6 protein-coding genes and 1 pseudogene are annotated in these 17,836 nt (G+C 69.8%); 6 read left to right on the plus strand and 1 reads right to left on the minus strand.

Annotated elements, in window-relative coordinates; all coding sequences use genetic code 11:
- The 3 genes and pseudogenes from ACTOWY_RS42010 to ACTOWY_RS42020 form a co-directional block, all read left to right on the plus strand.
- Positions 1 to 124: pseudogene (locus ACTOWY_RS42010) on the plus strand (IS630 family transposase); the annotation flags it as partial.
- 203 nt (positions 125 to 327) lie between these two features.
- Positions 328 to 4,089: an nSTAND1 domain-containing NTPase gene (locus ACTOWY_RS42015; protein ID WP_441315170.1), complete on the plus strand. Its 3,762-nt coding sequence runs from the start codon at positions 328 to 330 to the stop codon at positions 4,087 to 4,089.
- Positions 4,090 to 4,260: 171 nt separating this feature from the next.
- Positions 4,261 to 5,469, plus strand: coding sequence for a hypothetical protein (locus ACTOWY_RS42020; RefSeq protein WP_441315171.1), 1,209 nt, complete (start codon positions 4,261 to 4,263; stop codon positions 5,467 to 5,469).
- A 31-nt stretch (positions 5,470 to 5,500) separates the two neighbouring features.
- Here the strand turns inward: ACTOWY_RS42020 and ACTOWY_RS42025 are convergent, their stop codons facing one another.
- A complete protein-coding gene (locus ACTOWY_RS42025) occupies positions 5,501 to 6,658 on the minus strand; it encodes a glycosyltransferase (protein WP_441315172.1) in 1,158 nt (385 codons plus the stop codon).
- Between the two features lie 630 nt (positions 6,659 to 7,288).
- On the opposite strand from ACTOWY_RS42025, the gene ACTOWY_RS42030 reads away from it, so the two are divergent.
- From ACTOWY_RS42030 to ACTOWY_RS42040, 3 genes are read left to right on the plus strand one after another with little or no spacing between them, the layout of a single operon-like run.
- The gene (locus ACTOWY_RS42030; protein WP_441315173.1) at positions 7,289 to 15,979 is read left to right on the plus strand and encodes a LamG-like jellyroll fold domain-containing protein; all 8,691 of its coding nucleotides are present in this window, start codon (positions 7,289 to 7,291) and stop codon (positions 15,977 to 15,979) included.
- Positions 15,966 to 16,511 (plus strand): SMI1/KNR4 family protein, encoded by a 546-nt coding sequence (locus ACTOWY_RS42035; RefSeq protein WP_441315174.1) that lies wholly within the window; start codon positions 15,966 to 15,968, stop codon positions 16,509 to 16,511. Before ACTOWY_RS42030 ends, ACTOWY_RS42035 begins: the two co-directional genes overlap by 14 nt.
- A gap of 38 nt (positions 16,512 to 16,549) precedes the next feature.
- Positions 16,550 to 17,755, plus strand: a complete 1,206-nt coding sequence (locus ACTOWY_RS42040) for an SMI1/KNR4 family protein (protein WP_441315175.1) — start codon at positions 16,550 to 16,552, stop codon at positions 17,753 to 17,755.
- Positions 17,756 to 17,836 lie beyond the last annotated feature (81 nt).

Genomic DNA, 17,836 nt, shown 5'->3' on the forward strand with positions numbered 1-17,836 from the left:
CCTCCGCCAGACCCACGCCTACTTCCGCAGCCGAACCACCGAGCAGCACCTCACCACTGCCGCCCCTTGGACCAGCCCCTGGCTACCCGAAGGTTTCGGACAAGACTTCTGGCCAGGTGCTTAGGGCAGCCTGTCGGCCGGCGGCGGCGCGTCTGCGCCACTGTGGACGGGATAAAGGCAGGTGGGGCACTGGTTCGTTCTCCTTGTGCGACAACGGAACTGGACCGTTCCTGCCCGCTGTGTACGGCCTGGCGTTGTTCAGCGTCGGGCGTTGCCCGCTGAACAGCGCGCTGTGAACAATGAGCCGCGCCTGGAGGGGGAGGGCTCATGCCGAGGAAAGAACGACCACTGAGTGGGCCGGACAGCGCGCTGCTGCGGCTGGCCGAGGACCTGCGCGGGCTGCGCGCCCGCGCGGGCAACCCGACCTACCGGGAGCTGAGCAGACGCGCGCACTACTCCCCGGCCGCGCTGTCGGCCGCGGTCGGCGGGCACCGGCTGCCCAGCCTGGCGGTGACCCTGGCCTACGTCCGGGCCTGCGGCGCGGACGAGCCGCCGTGGCGGGAGCGCTGGCACACGGTGGCGACCGAGGTGGCCGCGGCCACCGCCCCCACCGAAACACCGGAGCGGGCGCCCTACCTCGGCGCGGCGGCGTTCCAGGCCGGGGACGCGGCCGGGTTCTTCGGCCGGGACACCGTGCTCGCCGAACTCCGCGCCCGGCTGGCAGGCCATCGCCTGGTCGCCGTGCTCGGGGCCACCGGCGCGGGCAAGTCCTCGCTGCTCCACGCCGGACTGTCCGCCACCGGCGCGCCCGCCGTCGTCTTCGCGCCCGGCCGGTACCCGCTGACCGCCTGCGCGAACCGGCTGGCCGAGCTGACCGGGGACACCGCGGCCACCGTGCGGGCGCGGCTGACCCGGCGACCCTCGGCCCTGCACGACCTGGCGGGCGAGCTGCTGGCGCGCACCGGCGCCGAGCAGGACCTGCTCTTCGTCATCGACCGGTTCGAGGACCTGGTGACCCGCTGCCAGGACCCGGGCGAACGCGCGGTGCTGATTGCCGCGCTGGCCTTCGCCGCGACCACCGCGGGCAGCCGGGTGCGGGTGCTGCTCGCCCTCCGCGCGGACCACCTCGCCGAATGCCTGCGCCAGCCCGGCCTGAGCGCGGTGCTGGGCGGGCCCCGGATCGTGCTCGGACCGCCCAGCGCCGACGAGCTGCGGCAGATCGTGCTCGCCCCGGCGACCGCGGCCGGACTGTCCGTGGAAACCGCCCTGGTGTCCAGGGTGGTCGCCGAGGCGGTGGGCAGACCGGGCGCGCTGCCCCTGCTCTCCCAGGCCATGCTGGAGACCTGGCGGCGACGGCGTGGCAGCACGCTCACCCTGGCCGGGTACGAGCGGGCGGGCGGGATCCCGCACATGATCGCCCGCGCCGCCGAGCAGACCTACGCGGCCCTGGACGCGGCCGGGCAGGAGATCGCCCGGCAGGTCTTCCTCCGGCTGACCGCGCTCGGCGAGGAGGCCGAGGACACCCCGCGCCGCCTCGGCCGCGGTGAACTGGCGGCCACCCCGGCGGTCACCGAGGTGCTCGACCGGCTGGCCGCCGCCCGGCTGGTCACCCTCGACCAGGGCGGCGTCGAACTCGCCCACGAAGCCCCGCTGCGGCACTGGCCGCGGCTGCGGGACTGGCTCGCCAGGGACCGCGACGGGCTGCACGCGCACCGCGGTCTCACCGCGGCCACCCAGGCGTGGCAGGCACTCGACCGCGATCCGGACGCGCTCTTCCGCGGGCTGCGGCTGCGCCGGACCCTGGACTGGGCGGCCACCGACCCGGCCCTGCTCAGCGCGGGCGAACAGGACTTCCTCGCGGCCAGTGACACGGCCGAAGCCGCCACCCGCGCCACCGAGATCCGTCGGCGGCGACGCCTGCGCGGGCTGGTCACCGCGCTGTGCCTGCTGCTCACCGTCAGCACCGCCGCCGCCGTGCTGGTGGCCCGCGGCCAGGCCGAGGCCGCCGACCAGCGCGACACCGCCCTGGCCAGGAAGGTCCTCACCGAGGCCGCCGCGCTGCGGGAGACCGACCCGGCCCTGGCTGGGCAGCTCACCCTGGCCGCGCACCGCCTCGCCCCCGGTCAGGACACCAGGGACGGCCTGTTCAGCAGCGTCGTGGTGCCACCGGCCAGGCGGTTGACCGGCCACACCGAGGCGGTCCGCCGGATCGCCTACAGCCCGGACGGCCGGACGCTGGCCAGCGGCGGCTGGGACCACACCGTGCGGCTGTGGGGCAACGGCCGGGAACCGGTCGTGCTGCGCGGGCACACCGCCGCCGTCGCCGAGGTGGCCTTCAGCCCGGACGGCCGGACCCTGGCCAGCGCGGGCGGCGAGGGCGTCCTCCGGCTGTGGGACCTGACCCGGCCGGAACAGCCCGCGCGGCTGGCCGAACTGACCGGGCACCCCGGCGCGGTGCACGCCCTCGCCTTCAGCCCGGACGGCCGGGTGCTCGCCTCGGCGGGCCTGGACACCGCGGTGCGGCTGTGGGACCTGCGCGACCCCGGCCACCCGGTCCCGCTGACCACGCTCGCCGTGCCCGACCCCCTGGTGAACGCGCTCCGGTTCAGCCCCGACGGCCGCACCCTCGCCGCGGGCGGCCGCGACGGCGCCGTGCGGCTGTGGGCGATCGGCGATCCGCACCGGGCCGCCGCGCTGTCCACGACCATCGGCGCTGGCGAGATCCAGGCCATGGGTTTCAGCCCGGACGGGCGGCTGCTGGCCGTGGCCAGGACGAGCGGCGAGGTGCGGCTGTGGGCCCTCGGCGATCCCCGGCGGCCGCACGAACTGGCCACGCTGACCGGGCACACCGGCCCGGTGTGGGCGGTGGCCTTCAGCCCGGACGGCGCGCTGCTGGCCACCGGCGGCGACGATCAGACCACCCGGCTGTGGGCGGTAGCCGAGCCGGACCGGCCGCGTGCGCTGAGCGCGCTGCCCGGCCACACCAACGCCGTCCACTCGGTGGCCTTCCACCCGGATGGGACCGCGCTGGCCACCGCGGGGGACAAGACGGTGCGGGTCGAGGACCTGCGCGGACACGCACTGGCCGCCCACCCCAGCAGCGTCCGGGCCGCCGCGTTCAGCCCCGACGGCCTGCTGCTGGCCGCGGGCGACGAGGACGGCGCGGTGCACCTGTGGGACCCGGCCGGGCCGCGCCGGATCGGCACGCTCACCGCGCACACCGGCGCCATCACGGTGACCGCGTTCAGCCCGGCCGGGCACATCCTGCTGACCGCCGGCGCGGTGGCGGCCACCCGGCTGTGGGACCTCAGCGCCCCGGACCGGCCGCGGCCACTGGGCGGACTGGCCGCCGGGATCGTGCACGCGGCCAGCTTCACCCCCGACGGCCGCACCCTGGCCACCGCGGGCGCGGACAACACGATCCGGCTGTGGGACCTCGGCGATCCCGCCCACCCGGCCCCCCTGGCGAGCCTGGCCGGTCAGCGGGGCGGCATCCGGGGCCTGGCGTTCAGCCCGGACGGCGGCTGGCTGGTCAGCGTCGCGGGTGAGGGGAGTCTGCGGGTGTGGGAGATCGCCGACCGGACCCGCCCGCGGGTGCGCACCGCGCTCTCCACCGGAGCCCCTGGCCTGGCCGGGCTGGCGCTGAGTCCGGACGGGCGCGTGCTGGCCATCGCGGGCGCCGAGCACCCGGTGCGGCTGTGGGACCTGCGCGACCCCGGCCACCCCGTGCCGTTGGCCACCCTCACCGGCCACCCCGACACCGTCACCGCGGTGGTCTTCGGCCCCGACGGCCGCACCCTGGCCACCGTCGGCGCCGACGGCGGCGCGCGGCTGTGGGACCTCGCCGATCCGGCCCGCCCGGCCGAACTCGGCACGCTGCGCGGTCACCGCAAAGCCGTGTGGGCCGCGGCGTTCAGCCCCGACGGCCGCATCCTGGCCACCGCGGGCCACGACCGCGCGATCCGGCTGTGGGCGACCGACCTGGACCGCGCCGCGGACCGGATCTGCGGCTGGGACGCACCGGGAATCACCCCGGCCGACTGGGCCCGGCACCTCCCCGGCCTGCCCTACCGGCCCCCGTGCCGCTGACGGCTCCGCTGGGCAAGACGGCCGGGACGTGAGACTGTGGGGGCAGGCTCGCGAGTATCGATCGGCCCGTCACCGGAAGCCGACTCGCCAGGGCCGGATTCGTCGTCACCCGTACGGCCCAAGTCGCGTTACGCCCGTGCCGGGGCGTCGCCGTCGCCACCCCGCTACCTCATGAGGTTCCCCATCAGTCTGACCACCGTCCTGTCGCCGTCGCTCGGCGCCCCCCGTGCCCTCATCGATGTCTATGGTCCCGGCGTCGCCGTCTGCGCTCGTCCCGCGGTGGAGGCCACCGGGGCGGTCAGCGGCTCCCGGCACACCCGCGATGTGCTTTCCGCCCGGCCGATCGGCATCGCCGGGGACACCGCGGTGATCTGCAGCGCGGGTGGCACCGACCCGATACTGCTGGCGATGCTGCGCGACGGCGGTCTACCGGTCGGCGCGGACCTGCGGGCCTTCCGCGGTGAGGTGGAGTTCGCGGCCAGGGTGCGGGAGGCGGTCGGGGACGGGCTGCGGATCTCGATGGAATACCCGCAGCCGGCCGCGTTGTGCGCGGAGGAGCACTCGGTCAAGAGCGCGGCACTGGTCGGGCACCTGAACAACAAGGCGAGCATCAACACCTTCGTCGACCCGCGGTTCCGGGCCCGGCGCACCGTGGTCTCCCGCGCGGAGCTGGCCGAGGCGACCCCGGAGCAGAAGTCCTGGGTGCTCAAGGCCGCCACCGACGACGCGCACGGCGGCAGCCTGGACGTGTGCCTGCACCTGGCCGACGAGCCGGTCACGCTGCCCGCCTTCACCGACGTGCTCGGTGAGTTCGTGGTCGAGGAATACCTGGACATCCGGCGCAACTGGGGTATCCAGCTCTACGTCGCCGCCGATGCCACCGCCCGCCTGCTCGCCGTCACCGAACAGCACGTCGACGCGGCCGGGATCTACACCGGCGGCCGCTTCGGCCTGGTCACCCCGCTGCCCGCCGAGCTGCGCGCGGAATGCGTCGCGATCGCCCAGCGCGCCGCCGACGCGGGCTACCGCGGCCTGTGCAGCCTGGACTGCGCGCAGACCGCCGACGGCAGACTGATCATGCTGGACCTGAACTTCCGCATCACCAGCGGCTCGATCCCGTTGCTGGCACTGCAATCCGTCCGGCCCGACGCCCTCGATCGCCCGGCCGAGTCGGTGAAGCTGACGGTGGCCGCGCCACTGGCCGAACTGCTCACCGGATTGCGCCCGGCGCTGGCCGCCGGCGGTCTGCTGGTGCTGGCCGGACACGACACCGCGCGTACTGACAACCCGATCCGCCAGGCCACCCTGCAACTGCTCGTCTTCGGCGACGACCCGGCCGAGGTGACCGCCCGGCGCATCGCCCTGGAAGCCGCGTACTGAGTCAGGCCCGCGCCACCGGTGCCGCGTCCGCTCAGGCCACGGCACCGGTGACCGCGTCCCGGCACACCCGCACCGGATCCCACACCCCGTCGAGGCAGGCCGCCCGCGCCGCCGCAGCCGCGAACCCCGGCCCGCCCAGCACCCGGGACACCGCCGCCCGCAACGTGTCCACTCGCGGCGGCCGCACGATCACCGCACTGCCCTGCCGCGCCGCCCGGTTGGCCAGCTCCCACTGATCCCCGCCACCCGGCACCACCACCATCGGCACCCCCGCCAGCAACGCCTTCGCCAGCACCCCGTGCCCGCCGCCACCGACCAGCACCGAAGCCTGCCGCAGCAACACATCCTGCCGCCCCAGCCCCGCCCGCGCCCAGTCCGGCAACCCGGCGGGCGGCACCCCGAACGTGCACACCACCGCCCGGACCCCCATACCCCCCAACGCTTCCAGGGTCGCCTCGGCCACTCCCGCCGCCCCGGCCACCGCGGTCGAAGCCGAGATCATCACCAACGGCGCGTCCCCCGGTGGCGGTTCCAGCAAGTCCCGGGTCGGCTCCCACAGCAACGGCCCCACCACCCGCGCGTTCCCCGGCCAGTCCGGCCGCGCCACCTCCAGCGCGGGCAACGTCGCGATCAACCGCGCCGCCGGCCCAGGCTCCCGCGCCGCCAACCCGAGTCCCAGCCGAGCCCGCGCCCGCTGCCGCTCACCCAACCGGATCGACCGCCCGGTGGCCGCCCGCAACAACGAATCCCGCACCCGCCCGGCGATCCCGGTCCCCACCGCGAGCCCACTGCCCACCGGCGGCAACCCCCGCGAGGGCTCGTACAACGGATGCGGCGACAACTTCACCCACGGCACCCCCAACAGCTCCGCCGCCAACCCACCCCCCGGCGCGAGCACATCGCACACCACCAGCTCCGGCCGCACCGCCGCGATCCACGGCACCAGCGCGGTGGCCATCGCCGCCGCCCGCTCGTGCTGCCACCGCCCCAGATCCTCCCGCCCACCCGCATCGTCCAGGGGCAGCCCGGTCAGTCGCGGCACCGGAATCCCCGCCTCGATCGCGGCGTCCACCCACGGCCCCACGGTGAACAGCGTCGGCTCGTCCCCGGCCTCGATCAGCCGCAGGCACAACGCGATCGCCGGGAAAACATGCCCCGGCTCACCCCCGGACACCACCGCCACCCGCATACCGGCAGCTTAGAGGCGGATGCGCACACAGTGGCACCCCATCGCGAGATCTGACTCGACCTGTTTCCCTGTCTCCTCGATACAAAGTCATCTACTGCCTTCTTGAACATTCCTGTGAATTGGTTGATAGATTAGATCTGGCGCATTCATGGTGTTTGAATAGCTTGTCTTGTCGGCTGACTGTGGCAATGGTTTGGTGACTGTGTCGTTGCCGAGGTCGAGCTTCCGATCTGGCCGCCGAGACGCTGCTGGTCAGCGCAGATCGTCGTACATCGCTCGTGATGGCCGGTGTGTTACATCATTCAGGCCACTCGGTCTGGAGGGCTAGGCCGAAAGGGGAACGTCTCTCGGATCGGCTGTGGTGGGCCTCACTTCGCTGGATTTGATCTTGTTTCTGTGTGAGGGTGCGATTCGCATGGTTCACTGCCGCAGCAATGCGGTGTGGTGAGGGGGGAACAACTCGTGCGCTCTGTTCGCGTGCGGTCTTTTGTCGTGCCCGCAGCATTTTTGCTGTCGTTGTCGCTGGTCGCCCAGGTGGGTGGCTCCACGAGTTTTCCGGCCGCGGTCGAATCCACGCAGTGGTGGCCTGCCGGTGCCTCGACCAATGCACCACGCCAGCACCGTACGGCCGTGGATCCGGTGAATCCCGACTCGGCCGAGGCCAGCCGCACGTCGGCCAAGCTCGCCGAGAAGCCGTTCGTCCGCCCCGCCAACGCTGTCGCGGACCAGGCTGTCCGCCCGCCCGAGATCCGGCGTCCTGGCCACGTGCCGCAGCAGCTGAGTAGGCCAGCCGTGACCCAGACCGGTCCCGGGCAGCAGCCGGTGGACAAGGCCACTGAGTTGCTGGCTGACCGGACCGAGGCCACTCAGACCTTCCAGCATCCCGACGGCAGCCGGACCCTGCGGATCCACAATGGCCCCGCCCATGTGCGTCAGCCGGACGGCTCGCTCAAGCCGATCGACCTGACGCTGGTTCCGGACGGCCCGTCCCGGCTGCGTCCGGCGGTCACCCCACAGCGGACGAGCCTGGCGCTGGCTGCCACCACCGCCGACCTGGCCCGGATCGAACTGGACGCCGAGCACCGGATCTCCTTCCACCTCACCGGGGCGGCCCCGGTGGCCGGGCGGGCCGACGGCGACTCGATCACCTACCCGGCGGTGTTGCCCGAGGTCGACCTGCGCCTGTCCGCGACCGCGACCGGGGTGAAGGAAGACCTCGTGCTGCACTCGGCCGCGGCACCGGCGTCCTATGAATTCGTGTTGCGGCTCAACGGTTTGCGCCCCGAGGTCCGGGCCGACGGCGGGATCGCGCTGCTCGATGGCGCGGGGAGGTTGCGAGCGCAGATCCCGGCGGGCTTCATGGTCGACTCCCGCATCGACCCGGCTACCGGCGAGGGCGCCCGCTCGACCGGGGTGCGGTACGCGGTGCGCGAGATCGGCGCGGGTAGCTGGGGACTGACCCTGGAACTGGACCAGAACTGGTTGCGTGTCCCTGGTCGTGCCTTCCCCGTCACTGTGGACCCCACCTTCGACCGCAAGCTGGAGGTCGACGAGGACGACGGCTACGTCCAGTCCAATGGCGACCGCAGCGAAACCGCATCGCTCAAGATCGGCTCACCGGACGGCGGACGCACGATCTCCCGCTCCTACCTGCACTTCAGCAAGCTCGGTGCTCAGCTGCGCAACCACTACATCCTCGGCGCTTCGCTGGTGCTGGACAACACTTGGTCGCCGAGTTGCGCGCCGCGCCCGGTCACCCTGTTCGAGGTTGACCAGCCCTGGCGCGGCACGGATCTACGCTGGCCGGGCCCTGCTGTGGGGCGAGCACTGGCAACCCAGAGCTTCGCGCACGGCGCCACTGGATGCGGCCCGGCCCGGGTGGTCTTCCCGCTTGACGCCGACACCGTCACCGACTGGGCGCACAAACCCGACCGCTTCCACGGGTTGAGCCTGCGCGCGGCCAACGAGCGGGACAGCGCCGCGGCCAAGCGCTTCCACTCCTACAACGGCCCGGTCGCCACCAACCGGCCCTACCTCGATGTCAGCTACGCCCCACAGGGCGCCAGGTTCGAGGTCACCGACGTGACCATCCCGGACAACGCGCACGAGGGCCGATTGCGTGTCGTGGTCACCAACCGCGGTACGGACACCTGGAAGCCGAATGGCGGCTACGGGTTCCGCTTCATGATCAACAAGGGTGACGAGCGCAGGCAGACCTCCCCGATCTTCAAGCCCGCGCACGATGTCGGTCCTTCGAACACCGTCGTCTTCGACGTGCCGATCGCCCGGATCCAGCCGGATACCTACAAGGTCTTCCTCACCATGTGGGACCCGAGCGACCGCGACTTCTTCGTCGAGCACAAGGTTCCCTACGGCGCCTTCGAGCTGACGGTGCGCAACGTGCCGCCCGGCTCCAACTACCAGCAGCCGGGCACCGGCGGTGTGGTCGAGTCGCTCACCCCCACCCTGTTCGCCGAGCCGACCGACTCGGACAACTGGCCGGGCAAGGGCTTCAAGCACAAGTTCCTGTTGTGCGCCAACCCCGAACGCACCCAGGGCTGCCACGAGACCGACTGGCTGCCGCGTCCGGCCTGGGCACCGCATGCCGGTCTGCTGGAGTGGAGCAAGAGCTACTACTGGTGGGTGAAGGTCCATGACACCTGGGATCCCACTCCCGACTGGATCGGCCCGCTCGCGCTGACCACTCGTGTGCCGCAGCCGCAGATCACCTCGCACCTGGCCGGCGCCACTAACGCAGGGGAGGCGCCCGGACTGGATCCGCAGGTGGGCAACTACTCCACCGCCAGCACCGACGCCGCGGTGCCCACGGTCGGTCCGGACCTGACCATCACCCGCACCTATAACAGCCTGGATCCACGCCGGGACACCGCCTTCGGCGCGGGCTGGGCCTCGCGGCTGGACATGCGCCTGAACCAGGACGAGGGCGGGTCGGGCAACATCGTGCTGACCTACCCCAGCGGCAGACAGGTGCGTTTCGGCCGCAACCACAACGGGTCCTTCGCCCCGCCGATGGGTCAGAACGCGACGCTGGTGCACGATTCCAGCGCCGCCACCTACACTCTGCGCGACGCCTCGGCTGGCAAGTGGCTGTTCAGCGCTACCGGACGACTGACCGAGATCACCGATCCAGCGGGCCTGACCGAGCAGCTCGAGTATCAGAACGGGCAGATCTTCGCCATCCGCAACAAGGTCAGCGGCCGCACAATCCACTTCGAGTGGGAGAACCGCCACGTCATCAAGGTCAGCACTCCGCCGGGCAGACTCGGTGACCCGTCACTGGACTGGACCTACACCTACGACGGCGACCGGTTGGTCAAGGCCTGCGCCCCCGGCCAGAGCACGAAGTGCACGGTATACGGCTACGAGTCCGGGTCCCGCTACCGCAGCTCGGTGCTGGACGACCGGCCCAAGGGCTACTGGCGGATGTACGACCCGCAGAACGGAAAGCTGGCCAACGTCGCCGCACGCAAGGATGGCGCCGACGCGGCGGCCTTCCACGGACTGTCCTTCACCGCAGACGGCGCGGCCGCGGGCAGCCAGGACGGGTCAGCGACCTTCAGCGGCGACGTCAGCTACCTGACCCTGCCGGAGAAGCTGACCACCGAGACGATGTCGGCCTCGGTCGAACTGTGGTTCAAGACCACCCAGGACGGTGTCCTGGCCGGTTATGGTGACCAGCCGTTCCCCGGCGGTACGGACAAGGGCCAGTCCACGCCACTGCTCTACGTCGGCACGGACGGCCTGCTCTACGGCGGCTTCGCCATGCGCGACCTGGAGAGCGCGTGCCAGGTGATCACCAAGGACAAGGTCAACGACGGCAGGTGGCACCACGTCGTGCTCTCCGCCGCGATCGACCGGCAGAAGCTCTACCTCGACGGCGTCGACCAGGGCGAGATCAAGGGCACCGTCGACCACCGCAACCAGCGGCACCTGACCATCGGCGCCGGCCGCGGCCAGGGCTGGCCGGCCACCAACGGGGCCGACTTCCACTTCTCCGGCCAGATCGACGAGGTCGCCGTCTACACCCGCGCGCTCGGCGCCCTGGCGGCCAAGCAACACCACGCGGTCGCCCAGGAGACCTACCAGCTCACCAGCATCGAGTTGCCGGAGAACAAGCGGATCTTCGCCAAACTCACCTATGACAACACCCGGGAGCGGGTGGCCACGTTGCGGGACAACGTGGGCAGGGCCTGGCAGCTCGACCCGCCGGTGGCCGATGGCGCGACCAGGACGGTGCTGTTACGCGCCCCCGCCGGGTACGGCGACCGGGTCTTCACCTTCGACGCCGACAACGGCGGCAGGCTGGTCAAGCAGGAGCACGCCGGGCACAGCCGACGCTACGAGTACAACAAGGAGGGCTTCAGCTCGGCCGTCGTGGACGAGAACAACCTCCGCACCACCACGACCACCGACGCACGCGGCAACGTGCTCTCCCGGACGAGCTGTCGCGCGGAGAAGTCGTGCAACACCAGTTACTTCGGCTACCACCCGCCGGTGGAGAACAGCCCGCTGGACCCGCGGGCCGACAAGCCGCGCTTCACCTCTGACGCCCGGTCCGCCGATGACAAGGACACCCGGTACCGCACCACCTTCGACTACGACACCGCGGGCAGGCTGACTACGACCACCCGGCCCGCGCCGCACGGCGTCGGCGCGCCGGTGACCGAGACCCGGGCCTACTCCACCGGCGCCGAGGCCGCCACGGACACGGGCACGATCCCGGCCGGCCTGTTGCTCAAGCAGACCGGACGGCGCGCCCAGGCCACCACCTACGGCTATCGCCGCAACGGCGACCTGGCCGAGGTGGTCTCGCCCGCGCAGCTGCGCACCAGCTACGACTACGACTGGGCCGGACGCAGGACCACCGAAACCCTGGCCGGCCTGTCCAGCGGCACCTTCGGCACCACCACCTACACCTACACCCCGGCCGCGCAGCTGGAGACGATCACCGCGCCCGCGGTGGTCAACCCAGTGACCGGGAAGACCCACGCGCAGCGCACCACCCACCGCTACGACGCCGACGGCAACATCGTCGAGACCACGCTGTCCGACACCTTGCCCGCCGAGCAGGGCGGCAGCGCGGCCCGGCGCACCCAGCACACCTTCGACGAGTACAACCGGCCAAGGACCACCACCTTCGCCAACGGCGCGGTCGAGACGCGGTCCTACGCCGCCGAGGGCCTGGAGATCGCAGTCACCGATGTCCGCGGATTGACCTGGACCTCCCGGTTCGACTCGGAGGGCAGGCTCAAGATCCGCCTCGCCACGGGCAAGGGCGCCAACCCCGATGACCCGGCCGCGGACGGACTGCTGCGGCACGAGGCGAACACCTACGACCCGGCCGGTCGGCTGTTCGAGTCGGTTGACGCCATGGGCCGTCGCACCCGCAACACCTATTACGACGACGGCCTGCTCGCCTCGATCACCAGGATGCAGGCCGACGACGGCACCGGCGCCCGGCGGGACATCCCGGTCGAACAGCGCGCCTACGACCCGGCGGGCAACCTCACCGAGCAGATCACCGCGGGCGGTGTCCGGAGCACGCACACCTATGACGCCGCGGGGTATCTCACCGGCTCGACGCTGGATCCGGACAAGCTCCGCCGCGTCACCAGTCACCGCCGGGACGCCGATGGCAACATCACCAGCATCGAACGCACCGGAGCGGCCGAGCCGAACCGGGTCGAGGCGGTCTCCTTCACCTACGACCCGGCGAACCTGGTGTCGCGGGAGGATGCCGAGACCAATCCGAACGGTTCGGTGGTCTCCCGGGTCTTTCACCGGGACGAGCGCGGACTAGTGCTGCGCGAGCAGGACCGGCGATCCTGGTTCACCTATCGCGGCTACGACGCCGCTGGGCGGCTGAGCACCACCACCGAGCCGACGGTCGACGTGTGGGAGAACGGTCAGCTGCGGCGCGAAGTCGCGCCGGAGACCACCAACGGCTACAACGCCTTCGGCGAGCTGACCCAGGTCCGCGACGCCCGCGGTGGGGTGACCGCGAGCGAGTTCGACACCATGGGCAGGCGGACCGCGATCACCCAGCCGGCCTACACCCCGCCGGGTGGCACGCCGATCACCCCGACCACCCGCACCGAGTATGACAGCGCGGGCAACGCCAGGACCGTGACCGACCAGGCGGGCAAGGCGACCACGAACACCTACGACCCCTATGGCCGGGTGCTGTCCGTGACGCTGCCCGCGGTGGGCCCGATGCCCAGCACGGCGCAGACCCGCTACTACGGCAACGGTCAGCCGAGGGAGACCACGGATCCGACGGGCGCGCTCCAGCAGTTCACCTACGACGACTTCGACCGGTTGCACACCACCACCGTGGCCGAACGCCACCCTGGACCGCAGGCGTTCCTCACCACCCGCAACGCCTACGACGACGCGGGCAACCTGGTCGCGATCACCCGCCCGGAAGGACAGCGGACCAGCCTGACCTACAACGCGGCAGGCGAGATCCTCAGCCGGACCGATCCGACCAACCGGACCTGGCGGTACGGCTACGACGACGCGGGGCGGCAGCGCACCGAGACCGATCCGCAGGGGCTGACCACCCAGACCAGCTTCGACCACATCGGACGGGCCTACCGCACCGGTCACCTCGTCAGCGGCCACGAGCGCCGTGCCTGGACCACCCGGCGGGACAGTCGTGGCAACGTCACCGAGAAGATCACGCCGGAGGGGCGCCGCAGCACGTTCAGCTACGACGCGCTGGACCGGGTGCTCACCCAGACCGAACACCTGGACGAGCGCAAGACCGTGGAGACCTCCTTCGGTTACGACGCCGCGGGCAACCGCACCCGGCTGGCCGACGGCAACGGCAACGTCACCCTCTACACCTACAACTCGTGGGGCCTGGCCGAGTCGGTGATCGAACCGGCCACCGACTCCGCCAGGGAACCGGCCGACCGGACCTGGACGACCAGCTACAACGCCCTCGGCAAGGCCAGCAGGCTCACCGCACCGGGCGGCATTGTCCGGGAACGTGGTTACGACGCCCAGGGCCGGCTCACCACCGAGACCGGCTCCGGCGCCGAGGTCGCCACCACGACCCGCGAGTTCGGCCACGACCCGGCGGGCAGGCTGGTCCGGATCACCGGTGTCACCGGGGAGACGACCTACCGCTACGACGACCGCGGCAACATCCTGGAAACCCAGGGCGCGGCGGGCAACGCCACCTTCCGTTACCACGGCAACGGAACCCTGGCCGAGCGCACCGACGCCGCGGGCAAGGCGACCTTCACCCATGACGGCGCCGACCGGTTGGCCACGGTGACCGATCCGCTGACCGGGCGCACCGTCGAGTACGGCTATGACCAGTCAGGCCGCCAGGTCTACCAGGCCGACCAGCTGGTCGCGCCCAAGTTGACCCAGCGCAGGTACTACGACGAACTCGGCCGGCTGACCGCCGACAACGTCGAGAGCGTCGACGGGGTCGGCGGACCGGTGCAGGTCCGGCTGGGCGCGGAGTACACCTACGACAACGACGACCAGGTCCGGACCAAGAACACCAACCAGCGCAACGAGATCACCACCAACGCCTACACCTATGACGGCGCCGCCCGGCTGAAGTCCTGGACCACCGGCGGCACCACCACCGGCTACGAGTGGGACGGTGCGGGCAACCGGATCAAGGCGGGCGCGGACACCTTCACCTACGACCAGCGCAACCGGCTGCTTTCCGGCGCGGGCGCGACCCACACCTACACCGCCCGCGGCACCAAGGCGTCGACCACGGAGAACGGCCGGACCAAGAACTTCGGCTTTGACGCCTTCGACCGCATGGTCACCAGCGGCACGGCCAGGTACGGCTACGACAGCCTGGACCGGGTCACCGACCGCGACGGGGTGAAGTTCCAGTACCTGGGCACTACCAACGAGGCCGTCACCGACGGATCTCGCCTGATCACCAGGCTCCCGGATGGGTCGGCGTTGTCCGACCGCGGCAGCACCGCGGCGGCGAACACCGCGCGGCTGCTCTACACCGACCAGCACGGGGATGTGACCGGTCGCTACCTCAACGCGGCGATGACCGGCCACCGGACCCTGGATCCCTTCGGTAAGACTTTGAGCACCACCGGCGACGTCTCACCGCTGGGGTACCAGGGGGACTGGACGGACCGGGACTCGGGCGAGGTCAACATGACCGCCCGCTGGTACTCGCCGTCGACCGGGAACTTCCTCAGCCGGGACGACTGGACCCTGGACCCGACGCCGAGTGCCGCGGCGAACCGGTTCGCCTACGGCAACGCGAATCCGGTCGGCCACAGCGATCCCACCGGCCACATCCCCTTTGCCATCCCGTTCGTCCTCCCCAGTGTGCTTGAGGCGGCGGCGGCTTTGATCGCGGCCGCGGCCGCGTTGATTGCGGCCGCGGCCGCGGAAGCGGGCATCAGGTCGCAGACCCGGACAGCCGAAGCCACGAGGACTGGTACCGCTACTGCCACCGGTACTCGTGCGGGCGGAATGCCGCCGCCCAACAGGTGTCTGCTGGTCCCCTGCCCCGCTGATCCTCCCGGCGGCGGTGGCGGCGGCGGGGGAGGCCCCGGCGGTGGCGGCAAGGGCGGTGGTGGCGGTGGCATCAAGATTCCGCGGCCCGACCCGGACTGGTTGAAGAACAGCAAGACGGTGCTGGAGATTCTCGAAGCCGGCACCACCACCATCGACCGTCTTTCCGAGGCGTTCGACGACCTCACTCTCGCTGATCTGGCAGACCTGACGAACATCAGGATCAAGGACTCGACGGACATCACGCAGGAGGAGCCGGATGGGCAGTGGTCGAAGGAGGTCAACAAGAACGACCCCGGCTGGGACTGGGATGAGAACGACTGCCTGTCCGGCAAGATGGGGCATCGGGTGGCCTACGGGCCGATGATCAACGGTCGGGCCACCGGCGCGGTTGCCTGTGTCACGGAGACCAGGGGTGACCCACGCAAGAAGCCCTTGCGTCCGCATGGCATGGCTCCGGACAAGGTATATGTCAAGGGGCATCTGATGGCCCATATGTTCTATGGCGCGCACGACCGGCGGAACATCGTTCCGCTGCATGAGGATGTCAACGGAAAGTACATGCTGCACGGGGTCGAGATTCCGATCAGGGATCGGCTGCAGGATGGTAGGTCGAAGGCGTTCTACTACAAGGTCGTCCCTGTGTACGGTCCAGGCAATGGTGCTGCCCCGGACAGGGTGTACCTGACGGCCATCGGCGACAACGGTAGCTACCAGTGTTCTATGCTTATTTCCAACATCAAAGGCAAGGTTGGAGTGGAGAAGCAAGTTGGCTGCGGTTGATCAGTTGATGGCGGAAGTGGGCTGGGCGTACGACGTTGCTCCGGTGCACGACTGGGGGCTACTCGAACAGCGTCTGGAGGTAGTTTTTCCGGACGACTACAAGTACTTCCTTTCGAAGTTTCCGTCCGGGTTCTTTCATGAATTCCTGGTGTATCGGAACCCGATTGAAAGTGACGACACCTTCAACGCGTTCATCTGGGAGTTCAGCGATGAGGTAGACCGGCTTCGGGGTTGGCGCGATTTCGAGGCTGGCCGAGTCCCTTATCCTGTGCACCCTGATCGGGGTTCGATTCTTCCTTGGGCGGAGGGCACGGAGGGTGAGACGTTCTTCTGGGTGCCAGGAGATGCGGGTCGTCCGGGGGGGAGTGTGGTCTTTTGCAATGACGATTACGGGACTTGGGGAGAATTTTCGGGTTCGATATCCGAGTTTCTTCTGGCGTTTGCCAGGGGAGAGGTGTCGATCGACTTCATGGACTTTGAGGTGCTTCCGGTGGGCCGGTCCTTCAAACCTTCTGGTGAGCAGTTCGAGTAAGGTCATTCTAGACTCTTCGGAATAGCTTTTTATCAAGTTTGGCTGCGCTGGAAGGGAGGCTGTTCACCGTGGTGGATCCTAGTTTTACGCTCGCCGAGATGGTCGATTGGCAGGGTGCTGTCAGTGCCTTTCAGGACTGGCAAACCGTGGAGGACGCGCTCGGTGTCAGGCTTCCCGGCGACTACAAGATGTTCATGGAGCGATTTTCTTCCGGTCTCTTCCGTGGGTTGGTCGGCCTTGACAACCCCATCGAGGGTGAGTGGGCGTGGGACGGCTTTCGCTGGGATTTCTTCGACACTCTGGATAGGGCCAGAGCCTGGCGGGATCACGATCCGGAAGTCCTGCCGCATCCGATTTTTCCAGAGCCTGGCGGAGTTATCCCATGGGGTGGGACGAATGCTAACCATCGGTTCTTCTGGTTGCCCTTGTCTGACGATCCGGATGAGTGGATCGTGGTGTTCTCCACCGCGGACTTCGGTCAGTGGGGCGAATTCCCTGGGGGAATGTCAAAGTTTGTTCTTGAATTAGTTTCGGGTGATTTTCGAAGTCAGTTGATCGTGTTTTCCGGTGAATCCAGTGGCTCGCTGTACGGGCCCACCGGGGTTCAGGCTGACAGTGATGCGGCAGAGGTCGGTTCGGCCACATCTCCGGATCCGGGGTACTGGGATCGACCCTCTTCGATGCGGGAACTATCGCCAGGTGACCATGGCAGGGTTGCCGAAATCGTGTCCTTGTCGGCGGTCGATGACACTGTTCGGGAAATCGACTGGCATTACGTCGAAGATCGGCTGTCGTTGTCTCTGCCTACAGACTACAAACGACTTGTTGAATCCGTAGGGGCTGGTGATCTGTTAGGGATCAAGTTTTTCTCCCCGGCGGCAACGGATCCTGCCTTCAACCTGTATGCCAACCTGGCCCGCATCCATGATTCTGCGGATCGGGCACGTGCCGCGTCTCGCCAGTTCAGGTTTCCGGTCTTCCCGGATATCCGAGGAATGCTGGCCTGGGGTTCTTTTGTGGACGAGAGTGGCGACTGGATCTTGGCGTGGGCGCCGCTGGGCGATGACCCGGATCGATGGCCGATCGTAGCGGTTCCGTTCGAGTTTGGCTCGATGAGGATTTTTTCTCGATCTATGTCCGAGTTGCTACTCGGGTACATTCGCCGTGAATCCGGGGAAATATCCATGCTTCCAGCCTCGGCTGTGGAACTTGGTGACCGTCCGATCTTCGTTTCCGCACAGTAGGTGAGTCGCCCGGCCCTGAGTTGTCTGACAATGGTCGGGTCGGTTTGTGCTTTCGTCGTAATGCAGATGGTTGGCCGGTTG

Source organism: Crossiella sp. CA198, assembly GCF_052078295.1.
In the GTDB taxonomy this organism is placed as follows: Bacteria; Actinomycetota; Actinomycetes; order Mycobacteriales; family Pseudonocardiaceae; genus Crossiella.

Bases quoted from the DNA above. Each gene is read 5' to 3' on its own strand.
- ACTOWY_RS42015 (WP_441315170.1), top strand. From the start codon at position 328: ATGCCGAGGAAAGAACGACCACTGAGTGGGCCGGACAGCGCGCTGCTG.
- ACTOWY_RS42020 (WP_441315171.1), top strand. From the start codon at position 4,261: ATGAGGTTCCCCATCAGTCTGACCACCGTCCTGTCGCCGTCGCTCGGC.
- ACTOWY_RS42025 (WP_441315172.1), bottom strand. From the start codon at position 6,658: ATGCGGGTGGCGGTGGTGTCCGGGGGTGAGCCGGGGCATGTTTTCCCG.